Origin of the sequence: Candidatus Phycosocius bacilliformis, assembly GCF_003112735.1 — a bacterium.
Classification (GTDB): Bacteria; Pseudomonadota; Alphaproteobacteria; order Caulobacterales; family Aquidulcibacteraceae; genus Aquidulcibacter; species Aquidulcibacter bacilliformis.
Genome location: NZ_BFBR01000004.1, coordinates 44,097 through 59,170 on the forward strand (window position 1 = coordinate 44,097; position 15,074 = coordinate 59,170).

General features: G+C 56.8%; 14 protein-coding genes. 11 read left to right on the forward strand and 3 right to left on the reverse strand.

Going from position 1 to position 15,074, the window contains the following annotated elements; all coding sequences use genetic code 11:
• Positions 1-3 precede the first annotated feature (3 nt).
• A complete protein-coding gene (locus PbB2_RS07405) occupies positions 4-876 on the reverse strand; it encodes an MBL fold metallo-hydrolase (protein ID WP_108984685.1) in 873 nt (290 codons plus the stop codon).
• Positions 877-964: 88 nt separating this feature from the next.
• Between PbB2_RS07405 and PbB2_RS07410 the strand changes: the two genes are divergently transcribed.
• Genes PbB2_RS07410 through PbB2_RS07420 form a run of 3 tightly spaced genes read left to right on the forward strand, consistent with a single transcriptional unit; the run spans position 965 to position 2,648 of the window.
• The gene (locus PbB2_RS07410; RefSeq protein WP_108984686.1) at positions 965-1,297 is read left to right on the forward strand and encodes an ArsR/SmtB family transcription factor; all 333 of its coding nucleotides are present in this window, start codon (positions 965-967) and stop codon (positions 1,295-1,297) included.
• Positions 1,298-1,324: 27 nt separating this feature from the next.
• A complete protein-coding gene (locus tag PbB2_RS07415) occupies positions 1,325-1,864 on the forward strand; it encodes a rhodanese family protein (RefSeq protein WP_108984687.1) in 540 nt (179 codons plus the stop codon).
• A gap of 4 nt (positions 1,865-1,868) precedes the next feature.
• The gene (locus PbB2_RS07420; RefSeq protein WP_108984688.1) at positions 1,869-2,648 is read left to right on the forward strand and encodes a sulfite exporter TauE/SafE family protein; all 780 of its coding nucleotides are present in this window, start codon (positions 1,869-1,871) and stop codon (positions 2,646-2,648) included.
• Positions 2,649-2,666: 18 nt separating this feature from the next.
• Here PbB2_RS07420 and PbB2_RS07425 read toward each other — a convergent pair whose 3' ends face one another.
• On the reverse strand, positions 2,667-3,515 hold the full coding sequence (locus PbB2_RS07425; protein ID WP_108984689.1) for an AAA family ATPase: 849 nt from the start codon (positions 3,513-3,515) through the stop codon (positions 2,667-2,669).
• Positions 3,516-3,736: 221 nt separating this feature from the next.
• On the opposite strand from PbB2_RS07425, the gene PbB2_RS07430 reads away from it, so the two are divergent.
• The 4 genes from PbB2_RS07430 (at position 3,737) to PbB2_RS07445 (ending at position 8,353) form a co-directional block, all read left to right on the forward strand.
• Positions 3,737-5,254, forward strand: coding sequence for a circularly permuted type 2 ATP-grasp protein (locus PbB2_RS07430; protein ID WP_108984889.1), 1,518 nt, complete (start codon positions 3,737-3,739; stop codon positions 5,252-5,254).
• Complete coding sequence (locus PbB2_RS07435; RefSeq protein ID WP_108984690.1) at positions 5,251-6,216, forward strand: alpha-E domain-containing protein; 966 nt, start codon at positions 5,251-5,253, stop codon at positions 6,214-6,216. The genes PbB2_RS07430 and PbB2_RS07435 overlap by 4 nt, the downstream gene beginning before the upstream one ends.
• On the forward strand, positions 6,216-7,214 hold the full coding sequence (locus PbB2_RS07440) for a transglutaminase family protein (protein ID WP_108984691.1): 999 nt from the start codon (positions 6,216-6,218) through the stop codon (positions 7,212-7,214). The genes PbB2_RS07435 and PbB2_RS07440 overlap by 1 nt, the downstream gene beginning before the upstream one ends.
• Before the next feature lie 503 nt (positions 7,215-7,717).
• On the forward strand, positions 7,718-8,353 hold the full coding sequence (locus tag PbB2_RS07445; RefSeq protein WP_108984692.1) for a TetR/AcrR family transcriptional regulator: 636 nt from the start codon (positions 7,718-7,720) through the stop codon (positions 8,351-8,353).
• Between the two features lie 89 nt (positions 8,354-8,442).
• Here PbB2_RS07445 and PbB2_RS07450 read toward each other — a convergent pair whose 3' ends face one another.
• Positions 8,443-9,201: a glycosyltransferase family 2 protein gene (locus PbB2_RS07450; protein ID WP_108984890.1), complete on the reverse strand. Its 759-nt coding sequence runs from the start codon at positions 9,199-9,201 to the stop codon at positions 8,443-8,445.
• Between the two features lie 220 nt (positions 9,202-9,421).
• Between PbB2_RS07450 and PbB2_RS07455 the strand changes: the two genes are divergently transcribed.
• The 4 genes from PbB2_RS07455 to PbB2_RS07470 all read left to right on the forward strand — a co-directional run bounded on the left by PbB2_RS07455 (position 9,422) and on the right by PbB2_RS07470 (position 15,032).
• Entirely contained in the window at positions 9,422-10,399 is a 978-nt protein-coding gene (locus tag PbB2_RS07455) for an AraC family transcriptional regulator ligand-binding domain-containing protein (RefSeq protein WP_108984693.1), read from the forward strand.
• Positions 10,400-10,505: 106 nt separating this feature from the next.
• Complete coding sequence (locus PbB2_RS07460; RefSeq protein ID WP_192576223.1) at positions 10,506-12,710, forward strand: TonB-dependent receptor; 2,205 nt, start codon at positions 10,506-10,508, stop codon at positions 12,708-12,710.
• A 12-nt stretch (positions 12,711-12,722) separates the two neighbouring features.
• Positions 12,723-13,640 (forward strand): alpha/beta hydrolase, encoded by a 918-nt coding sequence (locus PbB2_RS07465; protein ID WP_192576224.1) that lies wholly within the window; start codon positions 12,723-12,725, stop codon positions 13,638-13,640.
• A gap of 45 nt (positions 13,641-13,685) precedes the next feature.
• The gene (locus tag PbB2_RS07470; RefSeq protein ID WP_108984696.1) at positions 13,686-15,032 is read left to right on the forward strand and encodes an ABC1 kinase family protein; all 1,347 of its coding nucleotides are present in this window, start codon (positions 13,686-13,688) and stop codon (positions 15,030-15,032) included.
• Positions 15,033-15,074 lie beyond the last annotated feature (42 nt).

Sequence of the window (15,074 nt, forward strand, 5' to 3'; positions counted from 1 at the left end):
TGCCTATGTGGGGATCTGTCCGGAAACCGGTACTTTAAGAAAGCGCTTGCCGTCACTTTCGGCGGGCGGGAAATGGCCGGCGCGCATGTTCACTTGGACAGACGGCAAGAGCAGGACCGGGGCCGAAAGCCCCTTGTCGCGTGTTTCCCGCATGGCCACAAAATCGGCCTCGCTCACGCCATCATGGATATGAATATTGTGCGCACGCTGGCTGGCAACGTCACTCTCCCACGCGAAATAGTCCCGCCCCGGGGCTTTGTAATCATGGCACATCCAGAGCTTTGTGTGTGGCGGCAAGGCGAGCATCTTCTGGATTGAGCGATAAAGCGCACTTGCATCGCCACCGGGAAAGTCACACCGGGCCGTGCCATAGTCGGGCATGAACAAAGTATCGCCCACAAACAAATGATCGCCAATGCGATAGGCCACGCAGGCCGGCGTGTGACCGGGGACATGCATGACTTCAATGCTTTGCTGGCCAAAGTGCAGTTTGGCACCATCCTCGGCCAAAACATCGAACTCTGCCCCGGTTAAACTGAGATCATCAGCGTGGAAGACCGGCCCGAATGTGCGCTGAACCTGGTCAACCGCGTGACCAATCACGACTTTAGCCCCTGTCTGGGCTTTCAGGAATGGCGCGGCACTGAGGTGATCGGCATGAACATGGGTTTCAAGGATGAAGTCGATCGCAACCCCATGAGCCGAAGCCGCATCCAGCACAGCTTGAGCTGACGTGGTCGAGACGGCCCCGCTGCGATGATCATAATCAAGAACCGGGTCGACAATCACCGCACGCGCGCTTGCCGGGTCGATGACCAGATAAGTGACCGTGAAAGTGGGTTCGTCAAAAAAGGCGAGAATACGGGGTTCTGACATCACACAAGCTCCCTCTTGCTGGAAAAGCTGCTTGACTATATATTAGATACTGCTAAATTAGCAATAGCTAATATATGGAGTTCAGCAGATGTCCACGACAGCCGATCTTGACCTTGCCGCCAGCGCCATGGCTGAGCGGGCCGGTGACGTCGCCAAACTGTTGAAGACCATCGGCAATGAGCGTCGCTTGTTGGTTCTGTGCACATTGGTCGGCTTAGGCGAAGCCAGTGCGGGGACTTTGGGCACTGCCGTGGGGCTAAGCCAGTCGGCAATGAGCCAGCATCTTGCCGTGATGCGTGAGGAAGGCCTTGTGTCGACGCGCCGGGACGGCACCACCATCTTTTATGCCATTGCTGACCCCAAACTCGCTGTTCTGATGGACACGCTTCATCAGCTCTACTGCAGCCCGCACTCTGCGTGAGCCACCCTTTCAAACCGGAGAAACCCTATGACCCTCAAGACCATTTCCATCGAAGAAGCCAAAGCCCTGCTGGCTCAGGGTGCTCGTTTGGTTGATATACGTGAAGCTGATGAAACCGCGCGCGAGCGAATTGCCGCGGCCAAGAGTGTGCCTTTGTCGAGCCTTGGGTCATCTCTGCCGCTGGCCGGGGATCAGGCTGTTATCTTTCACTGCAAGGCTGGCAATCGGACCGCAACCAATGCGCACCGACTGGCCGCAGCCACATCCTGCGAGGCCTATATTCTTGAGGGTGGCATCGAGGCTTGGAAAGCGGCAGGCCTGCCAGTCCAAAAAGACCACAAACAACCCATCGAAATCATGCGCCAGGTCCAGATTACCGCAGGCAGCTTGGTGCTGCTCGGCATTATCCTCGGGACGTGGGTACATCCCGGCTTTTATGGCTTGTCCGCCTTCATCGGTGCCGGGCTGACATTTGCGGGAACCACCGGCTGGTGCGGCATGGCCAAGCTTTTGGCGCTGATGCCGTGGAATCGGCCACAGCCAGCTGCAGTCTTGAAGGCAGGCTGAGTTTATGGAGCCCGCTGTCATCCTTGCTGCTCTCGGATCAGGTCTGCTGATCGGGTCGATCCTGGGCCTGATCGGCGGCGGCGGGTCTATTTTGGCAGTCCCGCTCCTGATTTATGGCGTTGGTATTACCGACCCGCATACCGCCATTGGCACTGGCGCTGTCTCGGTTGCAGCCAATGCTCTGTTAGGCCTATGGGCGCACGGTCGGGCGCAAAATGTAAAGTGGCGTTGTGCAGCTGTCTTTGCCGTGTCCGGTGTCGTTGGGGCAAGTCTGGGTGCCCATTTGGGCAAGGCGGTGGATGGCCAAAGACTGCTGACGCTGTTTGGCTTGGTTATGGTCGGCGTTGGGCTTGTGTCATTTCGCAAGCCAATCCGGGCAGAAGCCCCCGATGTGCGATTGTCTTGGGAAAGTGCGCCGCATTTGCTGCCCCGCCTGATTGGAAGTGGCGGCGCCGTTGGTCTCGCATCAGGATTTTTTGGGATCGGCGGGGGTTTCCTGATCGTGCCTGGCTTGATGTGGGCCACGGCCATGCCGATGGGAATTGCGGTCGGCACCTCGCTCGTCGGAGTGAGCGCCTTTGGGGCGGCGACCACCGCCAGTTACGCGCTTTCGGGCCTCGTCAATTGGCCAGTCGCCGCCTTAATGATCACTGGCGGCATGGCCGGCAGCGCATTGGGCACGGCCGCAAGCCGGTCTCTCAGTCAGCAAAAGCGCGCCTTATCCGCCGTCTTCGGCACCATCGTTATCCTCGTCGGTGGCTTTATTGTCTGGTCAGGTCTGTAAGGCGCGCCGGTTGCTAAATTAGCCCCGACTTTCGCGCCGGGCCAGAAACGCAAGACGCTCAAACAAAGCGACATCCTGCTCATTCTTCAACAGGGCGCCATGGAGTGGCGGAATTAGCTTTGTTGGATCCTTCTGCTTGACCGCATCAAGATCAATGTCATCGGTCACCAAGAGCTTGAGCCAGTCGAGCAATTCAGAAGTCGACGGCTTTTTCTTAAGGCCGGGAACTTTGCGCATGTCATAGAAACTGGCCAAAGCATTGGAGATCAACCGCTTCTTGATGCCGGGGAAGTGCACCTCAACAATGGCTTGCATCGTGTCTTCATCGGGGAATTTGATGTAATGGAAGAAGCAGCGGCGCAAAAAGGCGTCGGGCAATTCCTTTTCATTATTTGATGTGATGATAACGATGGGCCGCTCAATCGCCTTGATGGTTTCACCCGTCTCATAGACATGGAATTCCATTCGATCCAATTCCTGCAAGAGGTCATTGGGGAATTCGATATCGGCTTTGTCGATTTCATCGATCAGCAAGACACAGCGGCCCTCATGGGCAAAAGCCTCCCACATCTTGCCCTTCTTAATGTAATTGCGAACATCTTTGACGCGTTCATCGCCAAGCTGGCTGTCGCGCAGGCGGGTGACGGCATCATATTCATAGAGGCCCTGCACAGCCTTTGTGGTCGACTTAATGTGCCATTCGATCAGCGGCAGACCCAATGCTTTAGCAACTTCAATGGCCAGCACCGTCTTGCCGGTTCCGGGCTCCCCCTTAATCAGCAGCGGACGCTCGAGCTTGATGGCGGCATTGACCGCAACCTTCAGATCGTCTGTCGCGACATAATTCTTCGAGCCCTCAAACCGCATCCCTGGCACTCCTGATCATTGTGTTCTTGTTTGCAGAAAGCCACGCTACAGGCATGGTTCAATAGGGGCAAGTGCTGTTTGTCGGGAAGAAATTTAAAGCCGGGCAAAGATACCTGCCCGCTTTTTGGGCAGGCCTGCGTAAGACACACACAGCCAGCTTGACACAAGTGCCTGCCGCCCGTGGAGTGGAGCAGACAAAAAGCCAGAAGGCAGGAAACACCATGGCGCGCGCGCCGGACAAAGCCAGTGACAGTATCGCGCTTCCGCGACCAGGTCAGCCCGGCCCGTTTGAAGGCTATCAACTGGGCCGCCCTTTTGATGAAATGTTCGACGCCAAAGGCGACCCGCGTCCCGGTTGGGCCGGGCTCTATAATCGTCTGACCCAAGCAAGCCCGCAGTCGCTGCGCGACCTGCAGGCCAATATCGACAGAACCTTCATGGCCCAGGGCGTGACTTTCACGGTCTATGGCCATGAGGATGCCACCGAAAAGATCATCCCCACCGACATCCTGCCCCGAATCGTGCCGGCGGCGGACTGGGAACGGCTAGAGCGTGGCTTCAAGCAGCGGCTGGAGGCGCTTAATCTGTTTCTGGCCGACATTTATGGCGATCAGGCCATTATCAATAATGGCTATATACCCCGGGACCTGATTCTGGGTTCTCCCAATTACCGCCGCGAAATGCTGGGGGTGGAGGTGCCGCACGGGGCCTATGTCAACATTTGCGGAACCGACGTGATTCGCCGCGAAGACGGTGCCTATGTCGTGCTGGAAGATAATCTGCGCGTGCCGTCTGGCGTGTCCTACATGCTGTCCAACCGCGATGCGGTCAAACGTGCCTTTCCAGAATTATATCGCGCGGCCCGTGTCCGTCCGGTGGAATCCTATCCCGACGACCTTTTGGCGATGTTGAAGAGCCTCGCCAGCGAATATCAGCCTGATCCGACAGTGGTGGTGCTGACGCCCGGCGTGTTCAATTCGGCCTATTTCGAGCATGCTTTTCTGGCGCGCCTGATGGGGGCCCCGCTTGTGGAGGGTCGCGACCTCGCCGTGCATGACAATGTTGTCTATATGCGCACCACCTCCGGCCTTAAGCGGGTGGATGTCATCTATCGCAGGGTGGATGATGCTTTTGTCGACCCACTCGCCTTCCGGCCTGATTCCACCTTGGGCGTGGCAGGCCTGATGAATGCCTATCGGGCCGGAAATGTGGTGATCGCCAATGCGCCGGGGGCTGGGGTTGCTGATGATAAAGCGGTTTACGCCTATACCCCGCAAATCATCCGCCATTATCTCGACCAAGACCCAATCATCGATATTGTCGAAACCTATCTCTGTCGTGAGAAAAGCCAATTATCCCATGTATTGGCCAATCTGGATCAATTGGTGGTCAAAGCTGTCGGTGAAAGTGGTGGCTATGGCATGCTGATTGGCCCCCACGCGACCAAGGCCCAATTGGCAGAATTTGCCGATAAGCTCAAAGCCGATCCTGATAATTATATTGCCCAGCCCACCATATCGCTGTCGACCTCGCCAACCTATATCGACGGTGCCGTCGAGGCCCGCCATGTTGATCTTCGTCCCTTCATCCTGTGTGGGGCGCGCATGACCCTTACGCCGGGTGCGCTGACGCGCGTGGCCCTGCGCAAGGGATCGCTGGTGGTCAATTCAAGCCAAGGCGGCGGCTCAAAAGACACTTGGGTGCTTTCAGGTCCCAGCGACGGGCGGGCGAAATCATGATGCTGTCCCGCGTTGCCGATAGTTTTTATTGGATTGGCCGCTATACCGAGCGGGCCGAACATGCCTGTCGCGTCCTGCAAATTACCCTGACAGCTGGTCTGGAAGCGGGAACGGAGGAAGCTGAACTCACCACAGATCGCGCGATGCGTGCCTTGGGTGCTGCACCCATGGCGGCGCGCATGGACGCACTAGAAGAGGCCCGCTTACTGACTTTTGGTGGCGCGGGGGAGCTGTCCTCAATCCATAGTGCCGTGTTTGCTGCCCGCGAGAATGCCCGTCAGGTGCGCGACCAAATCACCACCGAAATGTGGGATCGATTGAACAGGCTCTATTTCCGGGTACGTGAAACCGCGTCGAAGCCCGATTTTGCTAATCTTGCTGCTGGCTTCTTTGAAGAAGCCATCAATGATTTGCATGCCTTTAAAGGAATTGTCTCGGGGACCTTGAGCCATGGCGAAGGCTTCCACTTTCTGGCCATGGGCCGCACGATCGAGCGCGCGCAGCTGATTGTGCGACTCTTGGACCTGCATTTTGGTGAGAGGCAGGCTGCGATTGGCGACTTCGGCTGGGTTCAATTGCTGCGTATGTGTTGCGGTTTAGAGCCCTATTTGCGGGTCAAGACCGCCAATTTCCAACGCGATCAGATTGCAGATTTTTTGGTGCTGGACCCCTATTTTCCAAGATCTCTGCGGTTTTGTGCCAATGAAATCGCCCAACATATGGAAGCAGTTGGCGTCTTGGCGGAAGCCCGTGCACGTGAGACCTGTCGGCGGCTGTCCGGGCGTTTGGCTGCCAGACTTAATTTTGCGGTGCTCGAGGATGTTACAGGCAAAAGCGGCCAAGCCTTTATTGGCCAGGTGGCAGATGATTGCATCGCGATTTCTGATGCTGTCCATGCCGCCTTCATCAGCTATTCGTTGGCGGACCGGTTGCCGGGCACACAATTCCCAGGAGTGATGTGATGCGGCTCGAAATCACCCATGAGACCCGCTATCTCTATTCCGCGCCCGTGCGTGAAAGCGTGATGGAATTGTGGTTGCAACCCTTGACTTTGCCGCTTCAGCGCTTGGTCGGCTTTGACATCATGACCGAGCCACGCGCCAAAATGATGACCTACCGGGATTGGCTGGGAAACATTGTCTATCATTTCGACGTGCCCGCCCCCCACACAGAGCTGATCATCCGCTCACGTGCAATGGTGGAAACCTATGTTCGCACCGACCCACTGCCGGCCCGCGTCGATCCGGGTGCATGGGCCCATTTGCGTAGCGATGAAGTCCGTAGCCGTTATTATGACATGATGCGACCTTCAACCTTTGTGGAAGGTTCGGGTCATTTGGAAACCTTCATGCGGGAGCATGACCTGCTTGAGTTGCCGCCGGATCCTTTGACGGGCTTACGTATCCTGAACAAGGAGATTTATGGTGCATTTGACTATGTGCCTGGCTTTACTGCAGCAGACAGTCCAATTGACGCGGCGCTTGAGCATCGCAAAGGCGTTTGCCAGGACTTTGCCCACATCATGCTGGCCGTGGCCCGGCAATGGGGCGTCCCCTCACGCTATGTCTCCGGATATCTGGCGAGGACTGATCAGGATACTGAAATCAGGTCTGTGCCCGACGCTTCTCATGCTTGGGTAGAATGCTACTTGCCCGAGCAAGGCTGGGTCGGGTTTGATCCGACAAATGACATGCTGGCTAACGAACGCCACGTCGTGGTGGCCTATGGCCGGGACTATGCAGACGTCCCGCCGACGAGAGGTGTCCTAAAGGGGGATGCGGAAACTATACTTGAGGTCGACGTCCATGTGCGTCAGGCCGAGCGGCTGTCCTTAGATAGTGATTTTCTGAAAGTCGTGCGTGCGCCGCGGTCAAAGCCAGACGCCTTTGGCGGATCAACGCGGAACTCAAAGTCAGCAAATCGTGACATGCAACATCAAATTGAGCAACAACAACAATAAATTGCAGTTGGCGGATGGCCTTCTGCAACGTCTGCGATTTCATTTCGGCATACAATGTGCCAATAGTCTGATGGCGTGATGCTTTTTGTGGGTCATTTCTCCTATGGCGCGTTCGATCTGAATTCGCGGCATGGGGGTGAAAGGTCGGCACTGCCACAGCATAAAATTTCGGGGAAAATTTTAAATCCTTATAATCAATGCGGTAAAACCACACCACCAGGGGCAACTCGCGAGTAGCGCGACCGTTATTCCCCTTTTTGGTTACCAAAAGTTATATCATTTCGTCGCGAAAAATGAATTTATTGCCAAGAACGACTTCTCCATAAAAGCGATTTCTTGTCGATTGCAAACAAGAACTTAAGCCAAATATTCGTTGAGAATGGATATCAGGAAGGAGACCGCCAGATTAGGTTCTCCTCTGGTAACTAGTGTAAATTGTGGCTTCTCAATATGGCGACGCAATGTAAAGGTTGAAAAACGATGTAACTAGGCGGAGGAATTGTATGCCAAATGGTAAGTTAAGTACTCGCCCGGCAGTTGCTGCTCAGGATCGCGCAGAACGTATTCTTATCGAGGCCACAAGACTATTCACAGAGAATGGTTACGCCGGAACACGAATGTCTGATATTGCCTCAGCAATCGGTGTAACAAAGCCCATCGTCTATCGTTATTTTGACTCGAAACAAGTATTGTTCGAAGCATTAGTTCGTCGAGTACTTGCAGATCAGATCGAAGGCGCATGTCGCTTGATTGACGAGCACCGTGGCCCAAGCAAGCCATTGCTGCATCAATTGGTGCGCGATGCCCGGATCGCCCTCAGCGCGCCTGGCGCGCTGGCACCTTGGCGGATCGCCGTGGGTGAAGCCGATCGTTTCCCAGATCTGGCTGCATTCCTGCGTCATGGCTTCATCAACCCAGTGGAGACGTCGATACAGAAGCTGTTTGAGCGTTCATTGGCCGCCAAAGAAACCCAAGGTGCGGATGCCGCGACCCTGACCCGTTTATTCTGTGCGCCAGTTGCGGCAGTCGCAATGATGATGGCAACGTTTGGTGATACCGACGAAGCGCAATTTGATGTGGATGCCTTCCTGTCGGCCCATGTTGAAGGTTTCTGGCGCGGTTGGGCTCTCACGCCCTGATGCCAAACCACGTGTCGTCATCAGACCAACGGACACGTGGATCCGCTTTCATGGTTTTTGGAAAACCGGCAAAGCCCTTAAAAGCGGATCTAGCGGCCTAGGCGGCGCTCCCAATATTTGGCGAGCCGCAAATAGCGATAAAACGCGTAATTCATTGCCGTCATGAAGCCGTAGAGGCCGCGGACAAAGTGTCGGCGCGCGACATAGGCCTTGAGAAAGGCTAATGGAAATTCGAGGATCAGCCGCAATCCCGCGATTTTGCGTCCTTTGCGGTCCAGATCATCAGCCTGCATGTCGGCATAGGCGTTGAGCTTGATTAACTCATGACCGAGTGAGCGGATCGAGCGATGCTCGATGATTCCAGCCAGCCGCTGCACTTTGGTTCCTGCCACCAGATCAACACGGTCATGGACGGGCGAAGGTGAATAACGGCCTACTTTGCGGTGATAGAGCCGGACAGGATTCAATCGAAATGCCCAAGGATGGGGGCGGGGCTCGCCGGGGAACATTTCCACGATTTGGGTTTCAAACGCGGAAGGTGCCACATCGGGAGAAGATAATGCGTGTGTGATGGCGGTGGCCAATTCCTCGGTGACGACCTCATCCGCATCAATATTCAACATCCAGTCATGCCGACATTGGTCCTCGCCAAATTGCTTCTGCAAGCCATAGCCCGGCCAAGGATTGAAAATCACGCGGGCCCCCAGGCTTTCAGCCAAAGCTTGAGTTCCATCGGTCGAGCCTGAATCGACCACAATGATATCATCAGACAAGTGGCGCACGGACTCCAATGTCCGTGCGAGTCGGTCGGCTTCATTTTTCGCGATGATGAAGACCGACAAAGCCATGGGCACGCGCAATTCCTTCACAAGGGGCGGAGGCCAACCAATGATCCAGCCAGCCTGTAGCCCATGTCAACGTTCACCGCGCGCTGGTCTAGCAGAGACTGGCGCGGGGCGTCGAGACAATATCTGGACAAGTCTCTTAGGCTTCTGCAAACTTGTGAAGCTTGCGGTGGCACGGCTCTGATCGGGACGACGCCCGCCGTCATGAAAGGAAGTCAGGTCATTGCCCTGCCGTATCAAGAGATCGTCTGTTCCAGTCCGCTATCTCATCGATCTGGTCGGACCTGAAGCTGCCCGCGGCCTGTTCACATTATCAGCCCTCGAATGGCCGGGGGCCGAGGCTGATATCTCGTTTGAACAAACTTGGAAGATTCTCAACAATAATATTCGCTTCAACCAGGACGAGACGCACAGTCTGGCGTCTCGCCCGCACCGTCTTGGCACATTTGAAGTGCTCGCCGCCAGCATGAGCCAAGCTGATGATTTTGCTGATGGCTTGCGGCGGTTCCAGCATGCCTCAGACCTGATTAACTCCGAGGTCCTGCTCCATCATGAACTAAGCCGCAACGGCCTGCGCGTATCGGTCAATTGCCCTTCTATGCCGAAGCCGGCCGGCGATCTTTACAATGAGATCTGGCTGATGATGCTGCATTGCCTGTGTGTGTGGCTGACCAATGGGGCCATCCCGGTGCGTTGGATCGAATTGCCGCGCCATGGCACAGCCGATCTTGGCACCATGCTCTGTCTGTTGGACCGACCGGTGCGGCTGACCAAGTCGGAAAGGGTGGTAATCGTCTATGCGCCCAGTGCCGCGCACGCCGCCCTCCATAGCCGTAAAATCCAACATTATGAGGAAGAGGCTGAAGCCATTTACCGCGGCCTCGCCCAAGCCGCCCAAGCCCACAACTTGGTTTCTGCGGACCACGATTTTGTCGATCTGGTGAATAAGGCTTTTGATGGCGGACAGATGCACCAAGGCAGCATTGCCCGACAATTGGGTGTTTCAACTGCGACGCTGCGTCGTCAATTGAGTTTCCAAGGGACGAGTTTCAGGAGCCTTCTGGAAGTCCATCGCCAGTGCAACGATCAGGCTCATAGTGCGGCCCATGTCCACAGCGAGCAGGCCGCCCAGCTTCTTGGCTATTCAGACAGCCGTAGCCTGCGCCGAGCGCGGCAGAGATGGCGGCGACAAACCGTCTAACCGACCTCAGAATTGAGCGAAAATGTCCGCCCCATGTGGGCGAATGCGTCCTTCCCGATCCGCAAACTCAGCTCCATGCTCGCCTCAAAAACAGAGGGGAAACGCAATGACGAGCATTCGACCAATTCGGCGCACCATCTTGGCACAATCTGGCGGGCTTGCTGTGCTGGCAGCCAGCTGGACCTTAATCCCGGCATTGGCACTGGCCCAGAACGCCACCGCGCCTGACAAAGCCGCTGAAACAATCCCCGAAACCATTATCGTCACCGCCCAAAAGCGCAGCACGGTGCTGCTGGATACAGCCGACACCATTACAGCGATCAGCGGCAAGGATTTGCGCGCCACCGGTGGCGCTGGCTTTGCCGATCTGGGTGCCGAAGTCCCAAGTCTCGCCTATACGTCCAATTTTGGCATCAGCCAGATTTACATCCGTGGTGTGGGTAACTCCTTCTTCAATCCAGGCGGGGATCCGGGTGTCGCGCTCTATGCCGACGGCGTTTATTTGTCCGATCAGGAAGCAACCGGCGTGGCCTTCCTCGACATCTCCCGCATCGAAGTTCTCCGCGGGCCGCAGGGCGCGCTCTATGGCCGCAATGCAACCGGCGGCGCGATCAATTTGGTCTCCCGGCGCCCAACACAGACATTTGAGGGCGAAGCCGTGCTCACTGTCGGCGATTTCGGTCGTCTTGAAGGACAACTGACATTATCTGGCCCATTCAGTGATCGGGTCCGCGGCCGCTTGGCCATTGAGCACAAGAGCCTGGAAGGCTTTGCCACCAATATGTTGGCATCAGGTCCAGATCATTTTGACGATGAAGGCCTAACATCTGCACGCGCCCAGATTGAGGCTGATGTGGGCGGCGGGACGCTACGTCTGATCGCGTCGGGCTTGAAGCAAGACAATAATGGACCAGCCCTGAAAATCCTGCCCGATCCCTTCCCCCAGCCTGCTGAACTTCTCTATGGCGTTCGCCCGCCAGCAGCACCACGAACATTGGTCTCTGAGCTTGGAACGAACGAGCGGGAAGTCAAAAGCCTATCTGGCATTTTTGAGCGCAGCTTCGACAGTTTCCAGCTGACCATGATTGGCGATGTGCGGACAAGTGACCGGGCCATCACCTATGACCAAGATGGCACCAATAGACCAGTCGCTGTGACCACGCTGGACACCCAAAGCGACCAAAAGAGTTTTGAAGTCTATGCCGCTTCAGCCAAGGGTGCGCGCTTTGATTGGTTGGTAGGGGCAACCGCCATGCGGTTTGACCAGTCGCGTGTCACAACCGTCCCAGGCCAATTGCCCGGTGCGTTCCTTAACCCGGCGCTCCCTCTCAATTTTCCCATCCCGTTCCGCTTTACCGGCGGCGGCGATCTGGAGGCGACATCCTGGGCCGCTTATGGCGAAGTGGGTTACAAGCTCAATGAAAGCCTCACAGCCCGCGGCGGGGTCCGCTATAATGCGGACGAGAAAAAGATTGATGAGTTTCTCGACTTCTTCACCCTAACACGCGGATCTCAATCCAAATCCTGGTCGAAAGTCAGTGGCAAAGCCACATTGGAGTGGCGACCCAAAGATGATCTTCTGGTCTATGGGTCTGTGTCGTCCGGCTTTAAGGCCGGGGCGCTGAATCTGGGGGCCTTCACACCCGCAGTCCGGCCCGAGACGATCGATAATGCCGAACTGGGCCTCAAACTGACCGGGGGCGGGCAGCGGCCCTCCTTGACCCTGGCTGTCTTCAACAGCCGATATAGCGATCTGCAAGTGGTGCAGATCGGCCCTTTGAGCCAGATTTTGGCCAATGCCGCCGAAGCAACAATTCAAGGCCTTGAAGGAGAGGTCAGTATCAGGCCGACACCGGAATGGACTCTCTCGGCCAATATCTCGCTCTTGGATGCCAGCTTTGACCGCTTTACCACCACCGATCCCCGGCGCGGCTTTGCGGCGTTCGACTTGAAGGGTAAGTCTTTGCCCCTGGTCAGCGATGTTACAGGCGGGGTCAGGCTGCAATGGCGCAAACCCTTGGATAGCGGGGCGGTTGTCATGGCCCATCTGGCGGCTTCATGGCGGTCTGACTTTTATTTCACCGAGTTCAATACCCCGGATGCCGAGCAAAAGGGCTATGGCAAACTTGACCTTGGCCTCAGCTGGACCTCACCCACAGGCGGCCTGACCCTTTCAGCCTATGGCCGTAACTTGACCGACGAGACCACCCTGTCGAGCCTGTCAGTTGTCTCCCCGCTACTGGGGTCCTTGCGGGTTGCCTCTTATGACCCACCCAGGCACTTCGGTGTCTCGATTGCCCGCAACTTCTAAATGAGACCCAATATGGCCAACCGCCCGCGCAGAGACTTGCTGGATGATTTGTTCACGCATCTGGCCACACCTCCTGATGCCGCCAATCCAATAGAGGCCGCCCGCTCCCATGCAGACAATTATGGTCGCGGGGAAGTTGGAACGGGATTGTCACAATGCCGAATTCACATGGTCCAGATCAGCGGTCGTGCGGGGGAGTGGTTGGTCCCGCCTGAGGCAGTGCCGGGCAAACGGCTCGTCCACCTCCATGGCGGAGGCTGGATTGCCGGATCATTGGCAAGCCATCGCGCCATGCTGGCGGAATTGGCGGTGGCCACGCAGGCCAGTGTTCTGGCAATCGATTACAGACTGGCTCCCGAACACCCGTTTCCGGCCGGACTGCAAGATTGTGTCGCCGCCTTTGATCATGCCGCACGCTTTGGCCCCGACGGGGCTGAAACTGCCAGCCATCTTTGGCTGTCAGGGGATTCGGCTGGCGGCAATCTTGCCGCCGCTGCAGTCCTGCAGATGATTCAAGCCAAGGCCCGTCTGCCAGACCGCCTCGTGCTGATGAGTCCATTTCTGGCGACAGGCCCCTGCCCGACCGCCCTTGCCAGTCCGCTGCGGGACCCAGTCGTTAGCCTTGACGGCATGGCCCAGGTCCGAAGCTTTTATGCCCCTGAAACCTCACCCCATGATCCACTGGTGGAGCCATTACGGGCCACCCCTGACCTGTTGGCGCGTTTCCCACCTTGTGTGATCCAAGTCAGCTCTGCTGAAGCCCTGCGTGATCAAGCCATCAGCTTTGCCGATCAATTATGGGCCAATGGCGTTGAAGCCCGCCTCAGCATTTGGCCGGGCCTGCCCCATGTCTGGCAGATTTTTGTCGCCTCCTCGCCCGATGCCCGCAATGCTTTGACCGAGGCCGCCTGCTTTCTGGCAGCGAACTGAAAAGCAACCCTCGCTTCCCGTCCGCCTACGCCCTACATTGACGCTATGGCGGAAGATCGTGAGCGCAATCGTTTGAGTGGGCGGCTGAGCCGGGTGGCACGGGTCGGCGTCAATATGGGTGCGGCGGCGGCCACATTTGGTGCCCAGCGACTGGTGGGCGGCAGCGAGGCGGATCGCAATATCGCGGTTGCTTTGCGCCAGGCGCTAGGCAAAACCCGCGGCCCCTTGATGAAGGTAGCCCAGATTCTCGCCACCATCCCAGACTTTCTGCCGCCCGATTATGCCGAAGAGTTGGCAGCATTACAATCCAATGCTCCGTCGATGGGCTGGCCTTTCGTCAAGCGCCGAATGCGGGCCGAATTGGGTCCGGACTGGGAGACGCGCTTTGCCCGCTTTGAACCCGAAGCCGCTCATGCGGCATCGCTGGGACAAGTGCACCGCGCAAACCTGCATGATGGGCGCCCTGTCGCCTGCAAGCTGCAATATCCGGATATGGCCAGTGCGGTAGAGGCCGATGTTGCCCAATTGAAGTCGCTTCTCAGCCTGTTCAAAACCTTCGAGCGATCACTCGACCCATCTGAAGCGGTTGAGGAAGTTACAGACCGGCTGCGGGAAGAATTGGATTATGTGCGCGAGGCTCAGCATATGCGCCTCTATGGCCAGTTGTTGGCCGACCAGCCTGACATCGCCTGTCCCGAACCGATTCTCGAACTTTCGACGGGGCGACTGCTCACCATGACGTGGCTGGATGGCGCGCCCCTCTTGAGCTTCAAATCCGCCCCGCAGGAGGAACGTGATCGCATCGCCACATTGCTGTTTAAAGCATGGTGGGTGCCGATGATGGCCACTGGCGTGATCCATGGCGACCCGCATCTGGGCAATTACTCTCTGACGGCGGGGGCAGGCCGCCTGAACCTCCTCGACTTTGGCTGTGTCAGGATTTTCCCGCCGCGCTTTGTTGCAGGCGTTGTGCAGCTCTATCTGTCGCTGGAAAAGAATGATTTTGATGGCACGATGGCAGCTTATGAAATCTGGGGCTTTAAGGGTCTGACCCGGCCATTGGCCGAGGTCCTCAATGTCTGGGCCCGCTTTATCTATGCGCCCCTGCTCGACAACCGGGTACGCACGGTTGCCGACGGTGTGGCACCGGGTGACTATGGCCGTCGGGAGGCTTTTGAAGTACGCAATCTCTTGCAAAAGCATGGCCCTGTGACCATCCCGCGTGAGTTCGTTTTCATGGACAGAGCCGCCATCGGATTGGGTGCTGCCTATCTGCATCTGGGTGCCAAACTCAATTTCTACGAGTTGTTTCAGAGTTCCATCGCTGGGTTTGATGAGGCTGAATTGGGCCTTCGCCAGGATAAAGCCTTGGCGGCAGTCGGCTTGCGCTGACATCTTTGCTTGGCTTGACGCAAGGTCACGGCTTGTCCAAGT